The following is a 19,898-nucleotide window of genomic DNA, read 5'->3' as shown; positions in this document are numbered from 1 at the left end:
CATTGAAGGGTTAAGATGCGGCTTATTCTAAGCCAATTCTGGACAGAAGGTTATAGAAATTGTGCGCAACATTGCTTAAATTTCTTGCCTGAGCCACAAATACAGGGCTGTTTCATGGTAATGACTTGTTCCGTGGTCGGATCCAGGAAATACCACTGCTGGGCATGTTTTACAAAATGTGAAATTTCATGATGCGTCTGTGCCTGCTGACCATCATGATAATGCGCTTTAAATTCGACCTGCGCATGGGTTTTGTCCAGTTGTTCCTGTGCCCGCACCACTTCCAGTCCCAGCCATTGATTGGATTCACTCCAAGCTTGAATTGCCGGGACATCTAAGGCTGACTGCTGCCCCAGTGCTGTGGTCTGCACAATATAATTGATCTGCTGTTTGGCAAAAGCACTATACCGTGAACGCATCAACTGTTCAGCCGATGCCGCGTGACGCTGGCCGAAATGCAAAGGTTGGCAACAATCGGCATACAACCCTAAGCCACAGGGACATTGTTGTTCTGACATAAAATTTCCAAAAAAATAGCCTGCTCTAGCAGGCTATTTTAACTGAAGTTGCAGCAAGACTTTGGGTTGAATTAATCGTCTTTCTCAGCAACATTCTGCGGAATGACATGGACTTTCTCAATTTTATGTCCATCCATGGTCACGACTTCAAATATACAACCATCCGCTTCGATACTCGAACCATTTTCAGGCAAACGCCCCAAATGGAACAGTAGATAGCCCGACAAAGTGGAATACTGTTCGGACTCATCCACCAGATCCTTGCCTAACAATAGCGATACATGTCGAATATCCGTTGACCCTTCTAAGATCAAGCTGCCATCTTCCAGACTTTCTGCTGACGTTTCCAGCTCATCTTCATCCGGGAACTCTCCGGCAATGGCTTCGAGCACATCAATCGGGGTGGCAATTCCTTCAATCGAACCATATTCATTCAATACAATTGCCAACTGTAATGGGGCTTGGCGTAACTGCTCCATCACCATCAAGACCTGAGCATTTTCATGCACAATGACTGGATCACGGAGATGCTTCTCAAAATTCAACACCCCAGTTTCGATGTATTCATTCATGACTTTATGCGTAAGCACCACCCCGGCAATATTGTCCAACTCACCATGCGCCACAATTAAACGCGAATGGGTCATACTCAGTAATTGCTCTTTAATCGCGGCTTCGTCTTCATCCAGATCCAGCCATTCTAGCTCTGGACGCGGCGTCATCACCGATTTCACAGGACGCTCAGCCAAACCTAGCACCCCCTGCACCATCACACTGTGATAGACCCCATTTTCCTGATTAAAGACTTCATCGGCAAAAGCACGCGTCGCCAGTACATCTTCATTTTGATGTTCAGGCGCATCGCTAGGATTCTTTCCACCCAACATGCGCAACACGGCAGAGGCGGTGCGATAGCGTAAATCGGTGGTGGTGACCATTTTTTCCTGATTTTTCTTCACCGTTTGATTCAGGAATTCAATCAAGACTGAGAAACCAATCGCAGCGTATAAGTAGCCTTTCGGAATATGGTAGCCAAAGCCTTCCACCACCAAAGAGAAACCAATCATCATCAAGAAACACAGACACAGAATCACAACCGTTGGATGCTTATTGACAAAGTCCATGAGCGGTTTCGATGCCCACAGCATAATACCAATGGCAATAATCACGGCAATCATCATCACCGAAAGATGTTTGACCATGCCCACCGCGGTAATCACGCTGTCTAAAGAGAACACCGCATCTAAAACCACAATCTGTACAATCACCATCCAAAAGGTGGCATGTACCGGGTTTTCTTCTTTTAATAAAGGCTTGCCTTCAATGCGCTCACGCAATTCCATGGTGCCTTTAAACAGCAAAAACACCCCACCCAACAGCAGAATTAAATCGCGCCCAGAAAAGGGATGATCAAAAATATGGAACAATGGCGTGGTTAACGTGACAACCCAAGCGATGGAAGCCAACAGAATTAAACGCATCCCCAGCGCCAGAACCAGACCGAGAACACGCGCAGTATTGCGTTGTTCGGGCGGTAATTTTTCAGCCAAAATTGCAATAAAGACGAGGTTATCAATCCCCAACACAATTTCAAGTACCACTAGGGTGGCGAGCCCCACCCAAGCTGAAGGATCAGACATCCACTCAAAAATCATTGAATGTTCTCCTTCCAAGATAGGTCAAAGTAAAAATGCGCAGCCTGCATAAGCGATGCAGCCAGTAAGCGATTCTCTGTTATTAGGGCAAAAATGTGTGTCCGTTTCGAGCGACAACAACCACGACTCATGTTGATTCATTTGTTGTAAAACAGAAACTCAGTATAGGCAAGATCAAGCATAAATTCATCTTTTTTTCAGCCGCCTATAGGACCCGTTCACTCAGCAGCAACAGAAACACCGCATCAGACACCCGATGCAACATCGCAGTGTCATATTTCTTGCATAAGCTAGAGCAGCCAACAAGAAAGTGATAAGGTGAAACAGAGAATGATGAATAGCGTATTAAAAATGACTGTAGAACATGAAAAATTAACTGTGAAAACAACTCAACCCTTAATTGCGCTTTATTGTGGTTCACGTTCTGGTAATCGGCCTATTTATAAGGAAAAAGCCATTGCACTGGCTGCTGCCATTGCAGAACAGGGCTTTGGTCTGGTCTATGGTGGCGCCAGTATTGGTTTAATGGGGCAAGTCGCAGACAGCGTGATTGCACACGGGGGGGAAGCCGTGGGGGTGATTCCAGAATTTATGCTGGACTATGAAATTGCACATAATCAACTGACTGAATTACATGTGGTTCGAACCATGCATGAACGTAAAGCCATGATGGCGGAACGTGCCAGTGCCTTCATTGCCCTGCCTGGCGGCTTAGGCACTTTTGAAGAAATTCTGGAAGTTGCCACATGGGGCCAACTCAATCAGCATCAAAAACCGATGATGCTATATAACGTCAATGGCTTTTATGATGCCTTGATTGCTCAGCTCGATCATGCGGTACAAGAAGGCTTTTTGCCCCCTCAACACCGTGCCAAACTGATTGTCTGCAACCATGCCGACCAGATTTTAAATGCTTTAAAGAACCTGAAATCCCCTGCGCGCTTCGTAATTTAAACCGATTACAGCCACAAAAAAAGCGAGCATCTTGCTCGCTTTTTACATGAAACAGGTTTGTAAACTTAACCCGAGATCTGTTGATACAGCCACGGTAAACCTGTCGCCAACAACACACTGACGGCCAAACCAAACATCAACTTCATGGCGTCTTTGCTGACATTGCGCGAAGTACGGTATTTATTGACTTCAGCCAGATGCATCGACATCGCAAATTCACGACCAGCGAGCAAACCGAGGAAGACCCAAGTGGTACTCATTGGAATATTGCTCCACTCTTTGAAGATCAACAAGATTAAAGCGTACATGAAGTCGATAATCGTGGCTGAACGAATATCTGCAACCCCAGTTTTGGTATCGATGATGTTTTGAATGGCTCCACCACGGCGGTAGAAAATCCAGCCCAGTAACACCACAAAAACCAGAATACCGAAAATTAGGAATTCAAATGAAACCTGACGGGGTACATAGACAAAAATGTTGGCTAAATCTTGAATCAGCCACTGACTCCATAAAAAGGCAGTAGATACCCACTGTAACCCCACCCAAATATTTGAAGGTTCCTTATGACGGGTTTTATTGAGATAAATGGTAATCCCTTTTATAACAAAGCGATAAACCACAATCGCAGCCATAAAGGCAACCGCATAACCCATCATGGATTTGGTCAGCATTGAACTTAAGCTGCTTGGAGAAAAGATCGTCAGCACTAAAAAAGTGGTACTGACTGGAATCCCATAACGGGTCAGTAAAATCAATAAAATCGGTGGGACAATATACAGCCACGTAATGCCCGTTTCTGGGAATGGAATGGTTTCCAAACGTCCATAAGACGCATCCCCTGTACCTGATGCATACCAACCATATAACAATACAACGATCAGAATACTGCTGGTATATAACCAAAGAACCCACCAAGGGCGGTGTGCATTGGAGGAGATAAAGGTCCCCAAAGTTTGTGGCACATCATTTCCGACAATTGAGTAAGCTGCTAAACAGAAGCCTACAATCATCAAAATCTCGATTGTCATAAAACCTTAACCCTTGTCAGTAAAAAAAGGCCCCCTGATGGGGAAGGCTTATAAATTATGACATTTTTATTTCATTTTAATGACATTATCGTGACTACCAATGTCACCTAACAAAAAAGAGCATCTCTGGGATGCTCTTTTGGTCAAGGTATTGCGCTGATTTTAATGTTTATGAACGCTTAACATTGATCTGATAAATTGCCGTAGAGCCACTCACTTCATTGCCCACCACCAATAATGGCTTACCATTTGGTGAGTCTTTGGCTGCAATAAAGATCAGTCCTTCAGGCCCCAAGTCGCCTTGTTTTTCAGGAATTTCTGTAAATTTTCGGTCATTAAAATACTGAATAAACTTGCCTTGTTTCGGATCGGTAATGTCATACACCATAATTCCACCCAAACGCTCTAGACCAATAAAGGCAAAGGTCTTTTTGCCTAAACGACCCAGTGCAATCCCTTCAGGTTCGGGACCTTTGTTATCACTCCGATCATCAAATGCCGTTTCTTCATGGTTGCTGTTGAAATAGTCTGAGAACAATTCAGCCACTTTTTGTTCGAACTCACTGCCGGAATCCCAAACCAAACTGCCTTGTGTATCCCAAATACTGAACGAACGCCCTCCCATCGCATACAACTTGTCATAGGTTAAATAACCGTTACTGTCCAGTTTTGGCGTACCATCGACATTGGTTTGATAACCTATATTCCAGACCACATTGAGTCGTCCCAACTGCTCATCATTTCGGCACGCACCTGCATTCCCCAACGTGGCGCCACAATATGCAAAGACTTCTGGATTTAAATTTGCGCCTTTTGCCAACAGACTTAAATGTGCTGGCAAATCATCGCCATTACGGCGAGCAAAACCATCCTTATGCACCAGATGCTTAACTCGGAATTCTTCCGCAAAACCTTGAGTGCTGTCTCCTGAAAAATAGGCGGTCTCATTCTTTAACCATTCACGGGCATCCCCCTCATTTGCAGTGACCAAATAAGTGTTGCCATTGACCTGATAATTGGCAATCGCATCAGGCTGATACATTCCAACTACACCCGGCCAGTTCTGGATATTGATCTTGCCGTCCGCATCACTCAGATCTAGCTCATTCCCAGCAACTCCATAATCTTTAGTGCCCAAAGCGTAAATTTGGCTCACGTTTTTAGTACTGAGATCAATTTTTGCCAAGGCATTATTTTCTTGCAAGGTCACCCATGCGGTTTTACTGTCTGCATCAATGGTGATGTATTCAGGTTCTAGGTCTTGTGCCACAGTTGCATTGGGACCATAAATACGTACCCCAGCATCCACTAATTCAGCCTTCCGGTCATTCCATGCTGTAAAATTGGCCTGTGTCACTTGAGGATTTTTCAAATCACGAATATCAATAATACTGACTGAACCCTCAGGGTCTACACTATAATCATCATTCGGTTCAGCCTCATTCGCGACCACCAGCATGCTGCCATCTGGACTAAAGGTCAGCATATCCGGCAAAGCCCCTACCTCGACCTGACTGATAAAACTTAAATCTTTGGCATTAAAAAAGGCCACGATGCCATGATCAGTTTTATTCGCAGCTTGCACAGCTAAAGCCACCACCCCATTGTGAACACTGACACTGTTCACTTCTGAATCGGCTAAATAGGCCCGTGCCGACAATTCACCAATATGTGTTGGCTGTGCGGGCTGACTCATATCCAGAACATCCACCATGCCTTTTTTGGCATTCACGACAAAGAGTCGCTTGGTGGTGGCATCAAAGGCGGGAATTTCCGCTGCACTTTCTCCAAAAATACCCGTTTCGTAGCCGCCAATCTTGACCAGCTCAATGCTTTCAGGTGTTGTTTCTGCTACGACTGGTACACTCACACTCTCATCGGCATCATTACAAGCCACCATCCCCACGGATAACAGGGTAACCATTAACGCTGTCAGTTGGATTTTCATTTCTAACCTATTTATTTCTATAAATTTTCATCTACTTTAGAAAGTTCAGGTGTAAGCCTCGTGACATTGTGATGTCAGTTTTATGGCATTTTTTTGACCTATTTAGACAGCAGCTTTGCTATGATGATCTTCCAAATTTCATTGATTAATCACATATCCAATCTATGAGTCAGTCACCTGCACATCAAACCTTACAACCTGAATATCGTTTGCTGGTTCTGTTGGTCTCGATTGGCTTTTTCATGCAAGCCCTCGACACCACCATTGTGAATACGGCCATTCCTGCGATGGCGGCAAATTTGCAGGAAGATCCGCTGAATATGCACAGCGTGGTGGTGGCTTATGTCTTGGCCGTCGCGGCCTGTATTCCACTCAGTGGCTGGTTGGCCGATCGTTTTGGGGTGCGCCATACCTATCTGGCGGCAATTATCATCTTTACTTTGGCTTCACTGGGTTGTGGGCTTTCGCAAAGTCTCAATCAACTGATCGGATTTCGCATTCTGCAAGGCATCGGCGGTGCCTTATTACTCCCTGTCGGGCGTTTAGCCATGCTCAAACTGATTCCCCGAGAACAGTTTTTATCGGCCATGAGTCTTATGAGTCTGGCAGGATTGATTGGTCCCTTAATCGGACCAACTCTTGGCGGTTGGCTCGTCGAGGTGACCACTTGGCACTGGATTTTCCTGATTAATTTACCCATGGGGCTATTAGGTATTGTGGTGACCTTAAAAGCACTACCGAATGCCACTGAGCCTAGTGTACAAGCTTTCGATTTTAGTGGCTTTCTTTGGCTAGTAGTGGCCATGGTTGGACTCTCCTTAGGCATTGAAAGTTTCGCCAATACAGCACATGGACATTGGCAAGGACTGGGACTGGTCGGACTGGGGCTCATCAGCACCCTGATTTATGCCTATCATGCCCATAGCCATCACAATGCCCTATTCCGCAGTCAACTCTTTCAAAATCGCATGTATGCCATTGGGATCTTAGGCAACTTCTTTGCCCGTCTGGGTGGCAATGCCTTACCCTTTCTCATGCCCTTAATGCTGCAAGTGGCCTTTCAGTTTGAGCCTTTCATCACAGGTCTATTGATGATTCCTACGGTGCTCGGTTCTTTAGCTTCTAAACCCCTGGTTCGCCCCCTGATTCAAACATTGGGCTATCGGCGGGTGCTGATTATCAATACCCTGCTGGTGGGGAGCTGTATTGCCAGCTTTGCACTCACCACCGCTGACACACCATTGTGGCTGCGCACGCTGCATTTCTTTGTGTTTGGCTTACTGAATTCGACTCAATTCGTTGCCATGAATACCTTTACACTCAAAGATCTTTCAGCACAAAATGCCAGCAGCGGCAACAGCTTTCTGTCTATGATTATGATGCTCTCGATGACCATTGGCGTTGCACTGGCCGGAACCTTGGTAAATCTGTTTACGGCTCACTATGGCGTTGCACAGGTTACCAGTGCATTCCATCTGACCTTAATCTGTTTGGGAGCCATCAATATCATTACCGCAGCGATTTTCTGGCAAATTCCAAAACATCATCACGGATGATACCTTACTAAAATCGAGATATCGTTGCGGTAAGCATCGGGTTATCATAGCAATACTGAATCAGATCAATAGACATATGAGTAAACCGACACGCAGCAAAAAATCCAACTCCTTGATTGCATCCTGTCTAGGACTGGCTACATTTGGTCTTGCCGTTGTACTTTATGTTTTTATTTTTCATCAAAATCCTGCCTCTGCTCAAGAATTTCCAGTCCAAGGCTTTGATGTCTCACATCATCAGGGCGAAATTAACTGGAAACAAATTCCACGGAAAAAATTCCAGTTTATTTATTTAAAAGCCACAGAAGGGGGTGACTTTAAAGACCGTAAATTTCAGGACAATTGGCTGCAAGCGCGGGAACAAGGTTTCTTGGTCGGTGCTTACCATTTTTATCGGCTCTGTCGCGATGGCAACATTCAAGCTCAAAATTTTATTGAAACCGTGCCCAACAAACCCGATGCACTGCCGCCTGTGATTGATCTGGAATATGACAGTGCCTGTATTAATACCTACACCAAAGAGCAACTACTGGCTGAAATTCAGGTCATGCATGACCAGTTGCAGCAGCATTATGGCAAACAACCGATTTTCTATATTTCCAAAACGTTCTATAACATAGTGTTGGCAGGTGAATTTAAACATACGCCACTTTGGGTTCGTGAATATCAAGGTCAACCCGAACTCAAAGGCAATCCCCAATGGACCTTCTGGCAACATAGCAATCAAGGCAAAATTAAGGGAATCACTAAACCAGTCGACCTGAACGTCTTTCATGGTTCAGTCTATGACTGGAACATCTTCTTACAGAAAAACGGACTGCAACCTGTTAGCCCGACTACACCATAATGACGGCCAATACGGCGTTTTTCATTCTAGACGTCATCGTCTGTCGTACAGCTGTGCCCTAAGCTATTCTGCCGCAGAAGATCATGGCATACTCACAGACTGAGGTAGCATGATTGAAACGATATGAGAAAAATCATACATATTGATATGGATGCTTTTTTTGCATCGGTGGAGTTAAGAGATCGTCCCGAACTCCAGCATTTGCCTGTCGTTATTTCATCACATCATCCGCGCGCTGTGATCGCTGCAGCCTCTTACCCTGCCCGCCAATTTGGGCTGCGCTCCGCCATGTCCATGAGCCAAGCCAAAAAGCTGTGCCCTCAGGTCGTGGTCATCGAACCGAATTTTAATAAATATCGCGACGTTTCGGCTCAGATTCACACCATCTTTCAACGCTATACCACGCTGATTGAGCCACTCTCCTTAGATGAAGCCTATTTAGATGTCACAGAAAATCTATATCAGCTTCCCAGTGCCACCGAAGTGGCCCAGCGGATTCGTGCTGAAATTTTTCAGGTGACCAGTTTGACTGCTTCTGCTGGGGTTGCACCCAACAAGTTTCTGGCGAAAATCGCCTCGGACTGGAACAAACCTGATGGCCTATGTGTGATCAAGCCCAGCCAAGTACAAAGTTTTATTCAAAATTTAGCCTTAAAAAAAATTCCAGGCGTCGGTAAAGTCACCCAAGAAAAATTAAAGCAGATGCAACTGGAAACATTGGGAGATTTACAACAGATTGATGAAAATACCCTGATTCACCACTTTGGCAAATATGGACGACAACTGTTTTTATATGCGCAAGGAATTGATGAGCGTCCCGTACAGACCGAACGTGAACGGCAACAAATTTCTAAAGAAACCACCTTCGATCAAGACTTTAGCTTGGCACAGTGCCAGCCTTATTGGGCCAAGCTGGCGCAACAAGTCTGGGAAAGTTTGAATAAAAAACACCTACTCGCACGCGGCGTGACCGTCAAACTGAAATTAAAAAACTTTCAGGTTCTACAGCACAGTAAGAGCTTTAAAACCCCCTTACAGCGTTTGGAAGACTTGCTGCAAGTGTTGGTACAGTTACTGAATGAAATGCATATTCCCAGCAACTATGAGTTCCGATTGATTGGTGTCGGGGTCTATCAATTAAGTCCTGATGATGCACAGCCGCAATTGAGCCTGTGGTAAGCACTGCATTTTTGTTGTTTTTTTAGACAAAAGGATAAAAATACAACAATTAGCTCTACACTTTTTTTATTTTTAGGTTAACCTAGTTCACGCGATACATTATCCATGTAAACGCTGAGATGCTGAAAATCACCTTTACTTTTAGCATATTGTCCTGTGATGAGTGCGACGATCCAATCCCCGTATTACAGGACAACTCTGAACATCAACATGGGTTATGTCTATTCCGCCGATAACTTCCTCGCATTTAAATCCCGCTCTTTTTCCCCATTAAAACTCGAAATTCTTGCTTAGAACTCCTGTTAAACATCAATATGTCCGCTAGGTTGTGCCCATAAATCCCCATTTGCAGATGAGATCGAATCACGTAAACTGGTTGTTCTCTTTACATCATGGAAATCACATGACGGTTCAACGTTTACATGTCGAAAAGCGTTTTTCTGAAATTGCTATTTCAGGCAACTTGGTTCATCTCGCAGGGCAATTGGCTGCAGATACAAGTCTGGATATTAAAGGTCAGACTCAACAAACTTTAGACATTATTGACCGTTTTCTGGCCGATGCAGGTACAGACAAACGTCATATTCTGTCTGTCATGATTTTTCTAAAAGACATTGAAAATGACTATGCAGGCATGAATGAAGTCTGGGATGCTTGGTGTGCCGATATGCAAGCCCTACCACGAACCTGTGTAGAAGCAAAAATGTATACGCCTGATGTATTGGTCGAAATGACCGTCGTCGCTGTACGCCCCGAATAATCTGATACCGACAAACGCGAATATCAATTCGCGTTTGTTTTAACCCCAGACTTTTAACTTACGCTTTTCGTGATAAAAATTATATTTCTTTAATGAGGTATCTAATTCTTGTGCCTCTGTCTCATGCCAGTCTTTACGTAATTCACCAAAAAAATCGCGTCGAATTTGCTGATACGTTGGCACTTCATCATAACGAATCACACGATAACCCGCCATGCCCAGCAACGCATCTTTATACTGTTTCTGCTGCAAACGCTTTAAAACATTCTGGTCATCCAAACCAATAATCGCCACAATTTGATGTGATGCATCAAGCACCACAAAATCCGCCAATAAATTCCGATACTTATTGCGAGTACGGCTGTATTTGGTGGTGATTAAAGCATCATAGGAGACCTGTGCCAAAATAGTATGCATCGGCAAGGTTTCTTTTAAACGAGCAAACGCCAACTGTTCATTCAAACTGAACACCGCACGCCGCTTAAGCACACTATCCTGTTGTTTTGACTGGTTATTCAGACCTTTAAATACCATAAAACTAAACAACAATAGGAGACCAATCAGTAAATACATACTCATACATTTATTCCTTTAATCTTTTCTTATAATCCTGTGGCTTTATATCGATTTTTTTGCCAGTCATCGATTATAACGCCGCTTTTGTTATTCAAACGTTCAAGTGAAAAAAATACATTCATCTTGACGAAATTATTATAAAAAACTGACTACACATCACTTGACGAGAGATATCTTATGGGGATGTTGTTTAGACACACCTAGCCTCAGTCCAATCACTTTAGCCTAATTTTCCTGCCAGATGCAATTCATCTTAAGTCTTGGGTTAAATAATTCCGACGAATAGAAGCCAAAAAAAGACGCCGAAGCGTCTTTTTGAATCCATCTTAAGCTTTGGCTTTCGGATTTTTTCTTTTCTTGGCTGCATTGGCATTAAACGGACGTTTCTCGCCTGTTTCACGTGGCGGTAAACCCGTATGTTGGGTCAAGACTTGTCCTTTTTTCGGACGGTTATTTTGACCTTGAGAGTTCGAATTGCGTGTCGCAACTGTGCTGGTCCGTTTTTGTGAATCACCCGCAACCGTCGAGTTTTTCTTACGTGCCGATTTATATTCACCCTCGGTCCCCTGTGGTTGATAGGTAGGAATCAAATGCTGTTTTGAATTACCAATTAAATCAGCACGTCCCATCTCCTTCAATGCTTCACGGAGTAATGGCCAGTTGTTTGGATCATGATAACGTAAGAAGGCTTTATGCAAGCGACGACGTTTTTCACCTTTGACAATATCGACATCTTCGGTATAGCGAGCCACCTTGGCCAATGGGTTTTTACCCGTATGATACATGGTGGTTGCGGTTGCCATTGGCGATGGATAGAAGGTCTGTACCTGATCGGCACGGAAACCATTTTTCTTTAACCACACCGCAAGGTTCATCATGTCGTAATCGGTGGTGCCCGGATGCGCTGCAATAAAGTAAGGGATCAGATATTGCTCTTTACCGGCTTCTTTACTGAAACGATCAAACATCTGTTTGAAACGGTCATAAGTCCCGATTCCCGGTTTCATCATCTTGGACAATGGACCTTTCTCGGTATGCTCAGGCGCAATTTTGAGATAGCCGCCGACGTGATGCTGAACCAGTTCTTTCACATATTCAGGGTTAAGTACAGCCAAGTCATAACGTAGACCCGAACCAATCAGAATCTTTTTCACGCCTTTAATTTCACGGGCTTTACGATACAACTGGACTAAAGGTGCATGGTCGGTATGCAAGTTCTGACATACGCCCGGATACACACAGGACGGCTTACGACAGTTCTTCTCAATTTCAGGATCTTTACAGTGCAAACGGTACATGTTGGCCGTTGGACCACCCAAGTCCGAAATAATCCCTGTAAAGTTCGGCGCAGTATCGCGAATTTTTTCAATTTCGCGCAGAATCGATTCTTCCGAACGGTTCTGAATAATACGGCCTTCATGTTCGGTAATTGAACAGAAAGTACAGCCACCAAAACAGCCACGCATAATGTTGACTGAGAATTTGATCATATCAAATGCAGGGAAACGCGCATTGCCATAAGCAGGATGCGGTAAACGGGCATACGGTAAATCAAACACATAGTCCATTTCTTCCGTGGTTAACGGAATCGGCGGTGGATTAATCCAAACATCTCGCTCACCATGACGCTGAACCAAGGCACGTGCATTACCTGGGTTGGTTTCCAAATGCAAAATACGGTTGGCATGCGCATACAACACCTGATCATTTGCCACCTCTTCAAACGATGGCAAACGAATCACTGCGAGTTCACGCGGTGGTAATTTGTGTTTAATCGCTTTCGAGGGTGCCACTCTAAGCTGGACGATTTGCGTATCGGCATCCAGTTGGTCGCCTTCACGCACAATCGGATTGGCGACAATTTCTTTTTGAAAATCTTGATATTGTGCTAAAGAGTTGCCTTTTTCTTTTTCAACTTCACAGCCATCAATATCTTCGGTCATCACATAAGGGTTGATGATCGGGTCAACACGACCAATTGCATCGACATCATTTGAAGCAATTTCAACAAACTGCGCTTTAGAAGCACGATTATGTTTATTCACAATAAAGGCAGTGCCACGAACATCGGTAATTTCGTGGATTTTTTCACCTCGGGCTAAACGGTGCATCACTTCAACAATTGAACGTTCACCATTGCCGTACATCAATAAATCGGCTTTCGAATCCATCAAAATCGAACGACGAACTTTATCTGACCAGTAGTCATAGTGCGCAATACGACGCAAAGAGCCTTCAATCCCGCCGAGTAACACAGGCACATCCGGGAACGCTTCACGCACACGTTGGCAATAGACTGTTGCAGCACGGTCTGGACGCTTATTGGGAACATTGTCGGGTGAATAGGCATCATCGGAACGAATCTTACGATCAGCCGTGTAACGGTTAATCATCGAATCCATGTTGCCTGCCGTCACCCCCCAAGCAATATTCGGTTTGCCCAAAACACGGAATGCATCCGCATTGGTCCAGTCGGGTTGTGCAATAATCCCGACACGGAAACCTTGTGCTTCTAAAGTACGGCCAATAATGCCGGAACAGAATGACGGGTGATCAATATAGGCATCACCACAGACCAAAATAAAGTCGCAACTATCCCAACCGAGTTGATCCATTTCCTCGCGTGACATCGGCAAAAATGGTGCGGGTTCAAAACATGACGCCCAATATTTGTCGTAATCAAACAACGCTTTTGGCGCAGTCTGCATGGTATAAGCAGTAGACATGGCTAGCAATTCTCGGCTGGCAGATGGAAGATCCAAAAATAGATCAAAGATGAAAGCCGATCATTTTACCATGAATTCCATTCATCTTGCTTGATTAAAATATATACAAAAACAAGCATCTAAAAATTAATCATACTTTTAAAATTAAAGCCCTGTGCATTCAATGCTTAGCACGCTTGACGATTAATCCACATAAAAAACCACCCTTTCAATTGCCGAAGCATCTAGCAGGTGGTCTGTTTTTTCGAGTAAGTCTAGAATGTGTGATTAATTCACAACTGAACGTTTAGAGGTCTGTATTGCAGCCTGCTCTTGGGAAGCCCCATCCACCGATGCTTTTAGATTCACCATAAACACCGCCAATGCAGCAATCACGCCTGGAATGGCTATCACCAGAAAATTCATTTGATGCGGCAACTCTAACGTCAGCAAAGCACCCGTCAAGATGGGACCGACAATCGCACCGATACGGCCAATGCCCGATGCCCAGCCCATACCTGTCGAACGGACTGCTGTTGGGTAAAACTGCGCCACAAAGGTATACAGTAAAATTTGTGAACCAATGGTGGCAGCGCCAGCAATCGCGATCAAGCTATACAACACCGCTTGCGGGCTATTAAAACCCAGTAAGATCAAGGCTAAAGCACCCACGGTAAACATAATGCTAAGCACTGGTTTAAGATGAAAACGATCCGCCAAAGCTCCACCGCCAATTGCACCAACCATACCGCCAATATTTAAGGCAAACAGGAACAACATACTGGCGCCCAGTGAATAACCCGCCTGAATCATTAATTTTGGCAACCAGCTACCTAATGCATACACCATCAATAGGCACATAAAGAAAGCCACCCAAAACATCAAGGTACTGAACAGACGACCTTGCTGGAACAAGGCACGTAAAGGGGCTTCATCGCCCACAATCACATCATTTAACACAAACTGGGTGTCTGCATGGATTGTTTGTTCAGGGCTGATTTTTTGCACAATGTGACGAACTTGTTCTGTTGCACCTTTTTGGGTTAAGAACATTAAGGATTCAGGTAAAAATTTCCAAATGATGGGTAAGGCTAAAAAAGGCACGCCCGCAATGATGAACATGATTTTCCAGCCATAATCTGTGACCAACCATGCTCCCAATAAGGCTGAGGCCATGCCACCAATCGCATAACCACTAAACATCACTGCCACCAAAGTACTACGAATACGCTTCGGTGCATATTCAGTCATCAAGGCCACCACATTCGGCATCACCCCGCCAATGCCTAAACCAGCCAGAAATCTTAAGATGCCAAATTCAACAGGCGATGAAGCAAAGGCCCCTAAAAAAGTAAAACCACTGAAGATCGCGACACAAATCATAATGGTTTTCTTTCGACCCAATTTATCCGACAGCGTGCCGAAACTCATGGCGCCAAACATCATCCCAAACAATGCCGTACTGGCAAGTAAACCCGCCTGTACCGAGCTCAGCCCCCACTCCTGCATCAGTAAAGGCAAAGCCACGCCATAAATGACCAAGTCATAACCATCAAAAATAATAATCAATAAACACCAAATCAAAACACTCCAATGAAAGGGTGTAAATTTGGCTTCATCAACCACCGTGTTGATATTTAAGTTTTGCGTACCCATGCTTCACCTCCAAGCTGTGAAATCGTCCAAAATTAGACCTCCACAATGCGGGAAAGCTGCTTTATTGTCCAAAACCGATTACATATATAGATATGCTGCAAAGGTATGCAATTACTTAATTATTCACGTTTTTATCATGTTCAAGATATAAAGCACGCGATGCTTAGGTACACTTCACCAAGTTACACTCGGAAAACTTGCTGCATCTGTTTAATTTAACAACAAGAAAAAGATTGGAATGCGCATGCTTATTTGCATGATTGTCTGCCGTGTTCGTGAAGGCCGAACTGCGATTAAAGTGGCCAACTGGTTCAAAGACTGTATCCCACGCTTGGCATGCAATGAGCTTAATTGAGTTAATCAATCTAAAACCATCAGACTTACCCTTTTTGCAGGTTCACATCGGCCTGCGACAGCCACTTATGATCAACCGAAACAACAATAAGCAGATAAAATTGCCTTAGCTGATGGCTTTATTTTTATCAGTCCTGAATATATACATGGTTATAGCTTGGTACTGAAAAATGCTTTGGACTATGTGTGGGGAAAGAATGGCAAGCGAAGCCTGCTGCCTTTAACAGTGATGGTGCGACGCATGGTTCTCGCTCAGTCAGTCAAATCCGTGCAATCACTTCCAGCTTCGGCATGCTTGATCCGAATGCCGTATTAGCAATACACAATATGTTTTAACCTAAGAAACAACAAAGTTTTGAAGCAAATGAATTTGAAGTGCAAACACTGGCATCTCTGCTAGATAAGTTGCTTCAATATGCATCACGAGGCTAAATCACAGAGTATTAATGCTTTTAAAGATAAGAAACCCTGTGCCACAGCGTTTCTTATCTTGATCTGATGCTTATTGGCAAAATTGTTAACTCGACTCTAATGACCTATTGTTACTATCTCGATCTAAAATTCGATATTGATCACTCAATACCTGAGGTTTAGGGCTGGATCTCCTTGCTTAATCGATTGAATGTTTCAGTTAAAATGTCCTCCCTCTTGCTGCTTTGAATTGACGCTAATCATACCCGTCGTTTCCATTTATATGTAGGCAGCCTTCCCCACACTTGTGGTAGAGGCGATTGTAGATTTAAACCCGTTCAATAAATAATATCGATTGATTTTCCATGGATGGGCTGGTGGACAATCATAATGAGGAATAACGACATTATAAATTGCTGGAATTCTTCGCCAAATGATGGAAAGCCGTCGTGAATTGAGGGTTATTGTTGTTCCCATGAGGATATCCTCTTGTCGCTCCTTTTCACGCTTAAATTGCGTGAATTATTCATGCTGAATCAGTTATATCTCCTGAGGTGAATGAAATAGAAATAAGAAAAAAACAAGGCATTCGTCTATATCAACACTCCCTTTTTTGTTTACATTTCACCCAATATAAGACTGACTCAAGCAACAATCAAGCGTAGACAATTGCTACATTTTGAGACGGAGTGTGTCTTATTTTTCGGTTTCATCCGCAAGTATGAACTGAGATGAACTTCTAAAGTGCAAGCTGATATCTTTGTTTACACTTTGATCCGTTTAAATAAGAAATGAACCATGTCTGGAAAAAAATAACTCGAACTCCTATATTGAGGCTTGCGTAAAGCACCAACATAAAACGGTGCCACCAGCTAAATTAACGCCCGATACCTTTCAATAGGCAAACGGCAAGAGGTTTCAATACGATTTCGGTGATTGAACCCAAGCAGCCCAAAGCGTTAATATTAAATTAAACAGCGTAATGACCGCACGCTTACGCTTATTCACTGTCATTAAAAAAATTAAAGGCACTATCCCCACCAGCATCATTAACAGAATACCCTGAGATAATAAGGATTCAGAAAACATCCATAAATCGATTAACACTGCAACCCAGCCCCAAATCACTACAGCAATTAGTGCACCACGACCATGCCAGCCCTCATGCTCGTCATAACGTGCACCGATTTCCCCCTCCTGATGTGGAATAACCAAGGAACCTGCGAAAAAAAGCGTCAGTGACAATATAAGCAAACCGAGAAACTCGGGCAAAGTCCAGATCCGAATTAAATTTGGAAGCTCAATAATGGCCCACAAATATTGAATCTGCCAAATGAAAATACAGGCAGCCCAAGTGAGTGGTATCCAATCTAAGGAAGAATCCCGTCGCGACCTCACCAATAGGGTCGTATCAGAACAAAGCCGGGTGATCCCCAAACTCAAAATAATGGATGGGGCAACCCAAACGGCACGAAAAGCAGATTCAGCGGACTGTAGTTCCACGTGCAAAATCTCCAAATATCTTTAATTATATGAACACTTATTTTTCTTCTTTAATAACTTTAACTTAGCCCATATTCCAAGCCAAAACAATCTGATTCAGCATATCCCCATATGGGCATCAGCAAAAAAAAACACCCAAATTTTTTGATTTGGGTGCTTTTTTTGCTGGATTCTTAAGGGCGCAAACTAAAGGCTCTAGCGCTCTAAGCTCTATTTACTTCCAGACCAAATTTGGCAGAATCCATATTCAAATGCACGGCTTAAGCTTTCGCTGCCACAGAAGCACTATTTTTGATCTTCTCGATGTCAGTTTCATCCATAATCAATGCCACAGCAATTGCAGTAATCAAGACTGGTAAACCAACTGCCATGAAGTTGAAATGAGCAGGCAAATTCATACCAAGCAAAGCCCCAATTAAGATTGGACCGACAATTGCCCCCATACGACCAATCGCAGATGACCAACCGATGCCTGTCGAGCGTACCGCCAATGGATAATATTGCGCCACATAGCTATACAACAACATTTGCGAACCAATCGATGCTGCACCCGCCAAAAATACCAGCATGTAGAGCAAGAACTGATTTGTTTGAAAGCCCATCAAGCTCATGACAATCGCCCCCATAATGCCTAAGCACATCAGCACAGGTTTTAAGTGGAAACGATCCGCCAGTACACCACCACCAATAATGCCAACTACAGCACCAACATTCATCGTCATCATGAACATTAAGCTATTATTCATAGAATAACCCGCAGCCATCATCAGCTTTGGTAACCAACTGCTTAGGGCATACATGGTGAGTAAACAGGTAAAGAACGCCAACCAGAACAACAACGTGTTCATCGCTCGACCACGTTTAAACAGGCTCACCACATTCGCCGCTTCTGGCTCACTGGTTTGATGTAATGCAAAAATTGTATCGTTCGTGATTGTTAATTCTGGTGCTAAACGGGCCACGATTGGGCGGGCTTGTTCTTGCTTATTTTCTTTCACAATAAAAGTTAAAGATTCTGGTAAGAATTTCCAGATCACAGGCAGCAAGAATAAAGGAATCCCCGCGATAAAGAACATAATCTCCCAGCCAAAAGTTGGCGTAAAAGCAGCCCCTAATAATGCTGCCATCACCCCACCAACGGCATAACCACTGAACATCGTAGTTACCAGAGTACTACGCATGGTTTTTGGAGCATATTCTGAAGTGAGTGCAACCAGGTTAGGCATGACCCCGCCAATCCCTAAGCCTGCTAAAAAGCGTAAAATTGCAAATTCAGTAGGATTCGAGGCAAAACCGCCAGCAAAAGTTAAACCACTAAAAAGTACGATACAAATCATGATGACTTTCTTACGACCAATTTTATCGGCCAAAGAACCGAAGGTCATTGCACCAAACATCATGCCTGCTAGTGCAGTACTGGCGAGCATACCTGCTTGTACAGCACTTAACCCCCACTCATCCATCAATAAGGGTAAAACCACCCCATTAATCGCTAAATCATAGCCATCAAATAAAATAATCAGTAAACACCATGCTACGACATTAAAATGAAATGGCTTAAATTTTGCGTGATCAATAATATCATTTACATTAACTGCTTTAGCTGACATTACCCACCCCCTGTGAATCGATTGTTTCATTGCACTTTAACTAGCGCCCTTCAGTTTTTATAATCTGAAAATCCAGTTTAAACAGAAGTCATTCACTAAAGTAATTTAAACAATATTCACATAATTTATACCAGTATAAAAATTCAACATTAGTCTAAGTAATGCAAATAAATATAAGCTAAAAAATATATTCAATTAAAGTACTGATATTTAACAACTTTATAAAATTTTAATAATTTAAAAATAATCCACTACTTATGATATTTAAATCTATTTTTTAATAGGGCTTAAATAAAGATTTAAAAAAATTAAATCCTAAAACTAATAAGATAAATCCATAAATCAAGACATACTTTAAATATACTAAAATCCAACCACATAATTATATTTTAAAAGAATAATAACCAAATTAAGACTCTTATTTTATTTAAAACCGAGCTTTTTATTTATATTGATTCGATCCCTTCTTATTTTTTCGTATTTCCCGCGCACAAAAAAACACCCCCTGTTTTAACAGGGGGTGTTTTAGAATTAATGAGCTGGCGATGACTTACTCTCACATGGGTAACCCCACACTACCATCAGCGCTAAGAGGTTTCACTTCTGAGTTCGGGAAGGGATCAGGTGGTTCACTC

At 43.3% G+C, this 19,898-nt stretch carries 14 protein-coding genes, 1 rRNA gene and 1 pseudogene; 6 read left to right on the top strand and 10 right to left on the bottom strand.

The window, feature by feature from the left end:
- Positions 1-50: 50 nt before the first annotated feature.
- Both ACX17N_RS14755 and ACX17N_RS14750 read right to left on the bottom strand, forming a co-directional pair.
- Positions 51-518 carry a YchJ family protein gene (locus tag ACX17N_RS14755; RefSeq protein ID WP_458893324.1) on the bottom strand — a complete coding sequence of 156 codons (468 nt, stop codon included), beginning with the start codon at positions 516-518 and terminating at the stop codon, positions 51-53.
- A gap of 71 nt (positions 519-589) precedes the next feature.
- The gene (locus ACX17N_RS14750) at positions 590-2,173 is read right to left on the bottom strand and encodes a TerC family protein (RefSeq protein ID WP_458893323.1); all 1,584 of its coding nucleotides are present in this window, start codon (positions 2,171-2,173) and stop codon (positions 590-592) included.
- A 333-nt stretch (positions 2,174-2,506) separates the two neighbouring features.
- On the opposite strand from ACX17N_RS14750, the gene ACX17N_RS14745 reads away from it, so the two are divergent.
- Positions 2,507-3,127, top strand: coding sequence for an LOG family protein (locus tag ACX17N_RS14745; RefSeq protein ID WP_458893383.1), 621 nt, complete (start codon positions 2,507-2,509; stop codon positions 3,125-3,127).
- 65 nt (positions 3,128-3,192) lie between these two features.
- Here ACX17N_RS14745 and ACX17N_RS14740 read toward each other — a convergent pair whose 3' ends face one another.
- Positions 3,193-4,158 (bottom strand): hypothetical protein, encoded by a 966-nt coding sequence (locus tag ACX17N_RS14740; RefSeq protein WP_458893322.1) that lies wholly within the window; start codon positions 4,156-4,158, stop codon positions 3,193-3,195.
- A gap of 169 nt (positions 4,159-4,327) precedes the next feature.
- Positions 4,328-6,106 (bottom strand): choice-of-anchor I family protein, encoded by a 1,779-nt coding sequence (locus tag ACX17N_RS14735; protein ID WP_458893321.1) that lies wholly within the window; start codon positions 6,104-6,106, stop codon positions 4,328-4,330.
- 164 nt (positions 6,107-6,270) lie between these two features.
- Here ACX17N_RS14735 and mdtD point away from each other — a divergent pair, with 164 nt between their 5' ends.
- The 4 genes from mdtD (at position 6,271) to ACX17N_RS14715 (ending at position 10,448) form a co-directional block, all read left to right on the top strand.
- The gene (gene mdtD / locus ACX17N_RS14730; RefSeq protein WP_458893320.1) at positions 6,271-7,662 is read left to right on the top strand and encodes a multidrug transporter subunit MdtD; all 1,392 of its coding nucleotides are present in this window, start codon (positions 6,271-6,273) and stop codon (positions 7,660-7,662) included.
- A 76-nt stretch (positions 7,663-7,738) separates the two neighbouring features.
- Entirely contained in the window at positions 7,739-8,509 is a 771-nt protein-coding gene (locus ACX17N_RS14725) for a glycoside hydrolase family 25 protein (protein WP_458893319.1), read from the top strand.
- A 123-nt stretch (positions 8,510-8,632) separates the two neighbouring features.
- Positions 8,633-9,688 carry a DNA polymerase IV gene (gene dinB, locus ACX17N_RS14720; RefSeq protein ID WP_458893318.1) on the top strand — a complete coding sequence of 352 codons (1,056 nt, stop codon included), beginning with the start codon at positions 8,633-8,635 and terminating at the stop codon, positions 9,686-9,688.
- A gap of 403 nt (positions 9,689-10,091) precedes the next feature.
- Entirely contained in the window at positions 10,092-10,448 is a 357-nt protein-coding gene (locus ACX17N_RS14715) for a RidA family protein (RefSeq protein WP_100242609.1), read from the top strand.
- Between the two features lie 39 nt (positions 10,449-10,487).
- On the opposite strand, the gene ACX17N_RS14710 is transcribed toward ACX17N_RS14715, so the two are convergent.
- The 3 genes from ACX17N_RS14710 to ACX17N_RS14700 all read right to left on the bottom strand — a co-directional run bounded on the left by ACX17N_RS14710 (position 10,488) and on the right by ACX17N_RS14700 (position 15,385).
- On the bottom strand, positions 10,488-11,027 hold the full coding sequence (locus tag ACX17N_RS14710) for a DUF2726 domain-containing protein (protein WP_458893317.1): 540 nt from the start codon (positions 11,025-11,027) through the stop codon (positions 10,488-10,490).
- 323 nt (positions 11,028-11,350) lie between these two features.
- Positions 11,351-13,750: a YgiQ family radical SAM protein gene (locus ACX17N_RS14705; RefSeq protein WP_458893316.1), complete on the bottom strand. Its 2,400-nt coding sequence runs from the start codon at positions 13,748-13,750 to the stop codon at positions 11,351-11,353.
- Positions 13,751-14,017: 267 nt separating this feature from the next.
- Positions 14,018-15,385, bottom strand: coding sequence for an aromatic acid/H+ symport family MFS transporter (locus ACX17N_RS14700; RefSeq protein WP_458893315.1), 1,368 nt, complete (start codon positions 15,383-15,385; stop codon positions 14,018-14,020).
- A 244-nt stretch (positions 15,386-15,629) separates the two neighbouring features.
- On the opposite strand from ACX17N_RS14700, the pseudogene ACX17N_RS14695 reads away from it, so the two are divergent.
- A pseudogene (locus ACX17N_RS14695) lies at positions 15,630-16,171 on the top strand (NADPH-dependent FMN reductase).
- Positions 16,172-17,068: 897 nt separating this feature from the next.
- Here ACX17N_RS14695 and ACX17N_RS14690 read toward each other — a convergent pair.
- From ACX17N_RS14690 to rrf, 3 genes are all read right to left on the bottom strand, one after another.
- Positions 17,069-17,653 (bottom strand): hypothetical protein, encoded by a 585-nt coding sequence (locus tag ACX17N_RS14690; protein WP_458893314.1) that lies wholly within the window; start codon positions 17,651-17,653, stop codon positions 17,069-17,071.
- Positions 17,654-17,913: 260 nt separating this feature from the next.
- Positions 17,914-19,263 carry an MFS transporter gene (locus tag ACX17N_RS14685; RefSeq protein WP_458893313.1) on the bottom strand — a complete coding sequence of 450 codons (1,350 nt, stop codon included), beginning with the start codon at positions 19,261-19,263 and terminating at the stop codon, positions 17,914-17,916.
- A 537-nt stretch (positions 19,264-19,800) separates the two neighbouring features.
- Positions 19,801-19,898: ribosomal RNA gene (gene rrf, locus ACX17N_RS14680) — 5S ribosomal RNA — on the bottom strand; the annotation flags it as partial.

This window comes from Acinetobacter sp. GXMZU3951 (genome assembly GCF_054457875.1).
Note: the sequence above shows the minus strand (reverse complement) of the source record. Positions and strands in the feature narration are given on the sequence as shown.

What these genes read in the sequence shown, in the direction of transcription:
- ACX17N_RS14750 (WP_458893323.1), bottom strand. Translation starts at nt 2,173, where the DNA reads ATGATTTTTGAGTGGATGTCTGATCCTTCAGCTTGGGTGGGGCTCGCC.
- mdtD (WP_458893320.1), top strand. Translation starts at nt 6,271, where the DNA reads ATGAGTCAGTCACCTGCACATCAAACCTTACAACCTGAATATCGTTTG.
- ACX17N_RS14715 (WP_100242609.1), top strand. Translation starts at nt 10,092, where the DNA reads ATGACGGTTCAACGTTTACATGTCGAAAAGCGTTTTTCTGAAATTGCT.
- ACX17N_RS14735 (WP_458893321.1), bottom strand. Translation starts at nt 6,106, where the DNA reads ATGAAAATCCAACTGACAGCGTTAATGGTTACCCTGTTATCCGTGGGG.
- dinB (WP_458893318.1), top strand. Translation starts at nt 8,633, where the DNA reads ATGAGAAAAATCATACATATTGATATGGATGCTTTTTTTGCATCGGTG.
- ACX17N_RS14745 (WP_458893383.1), top strand. Translation starts at nt 2,507, where the DNA reads ATGAATAGCGTATTAAAAATGACTGTAGAACATGAAAAATTAACTGTG.
- ACX17N_RS14725 (WP_458893319.1), top strand. Translation starts at nt 7,739, where the DNA reads ATGAGTAAACCGACACGCAGCAAAAAATCCAACTCCTTGATTGCATCC.
- ACX17N_RS14705 (WP_458893316.1), bottom strand. Translation starts at nt 13,750, where the DNA reads ATGTCTACTGCTTATACCATGCAGACTGCGCCAAAAGCGTTGTTTGAT.
- ACX17N_RS14755 (WP_458893324.1), bottom strand. Translation starts at nt 518, where the DNA reads ATGTCAGAACAACAATGTCCCTGTGGCTTAGGGTTGTATGCCGATTGT.
- ACX17N_RS14740 (WP_458893322.1), bottom strand. Translation starts at nt 4,158, where the DNA reads ATGACAATCGAGATTTTGATGATTGTAGGCTTCTGTTTAGCAGCTTAC.
- ACX17N_RS14710 (WP_458893317.1), bottom strand. Translation starts at nt 11,027, where the DNA reads ATGAGTATGTATTTACTGATTGGTCTCCTATTGTTGTTTAGTTTTATG.
- ACX17N_RS14700 (WP_458893315.1), bottom strand. Translation starts at nt 15,385, where the DNA reads ATGGGTACGCAAAACTTAAATATCAACACGGTGGTTGATGAAGCCAAA.
- ACX17N_RS14685 (WP_458893313.1), bottom strand. Translation starts at nt 19,263, where the DNA reads ATGTCAGCTAAAGCAGTTAATGTAAATGATATTATTGATCACGCAAAA.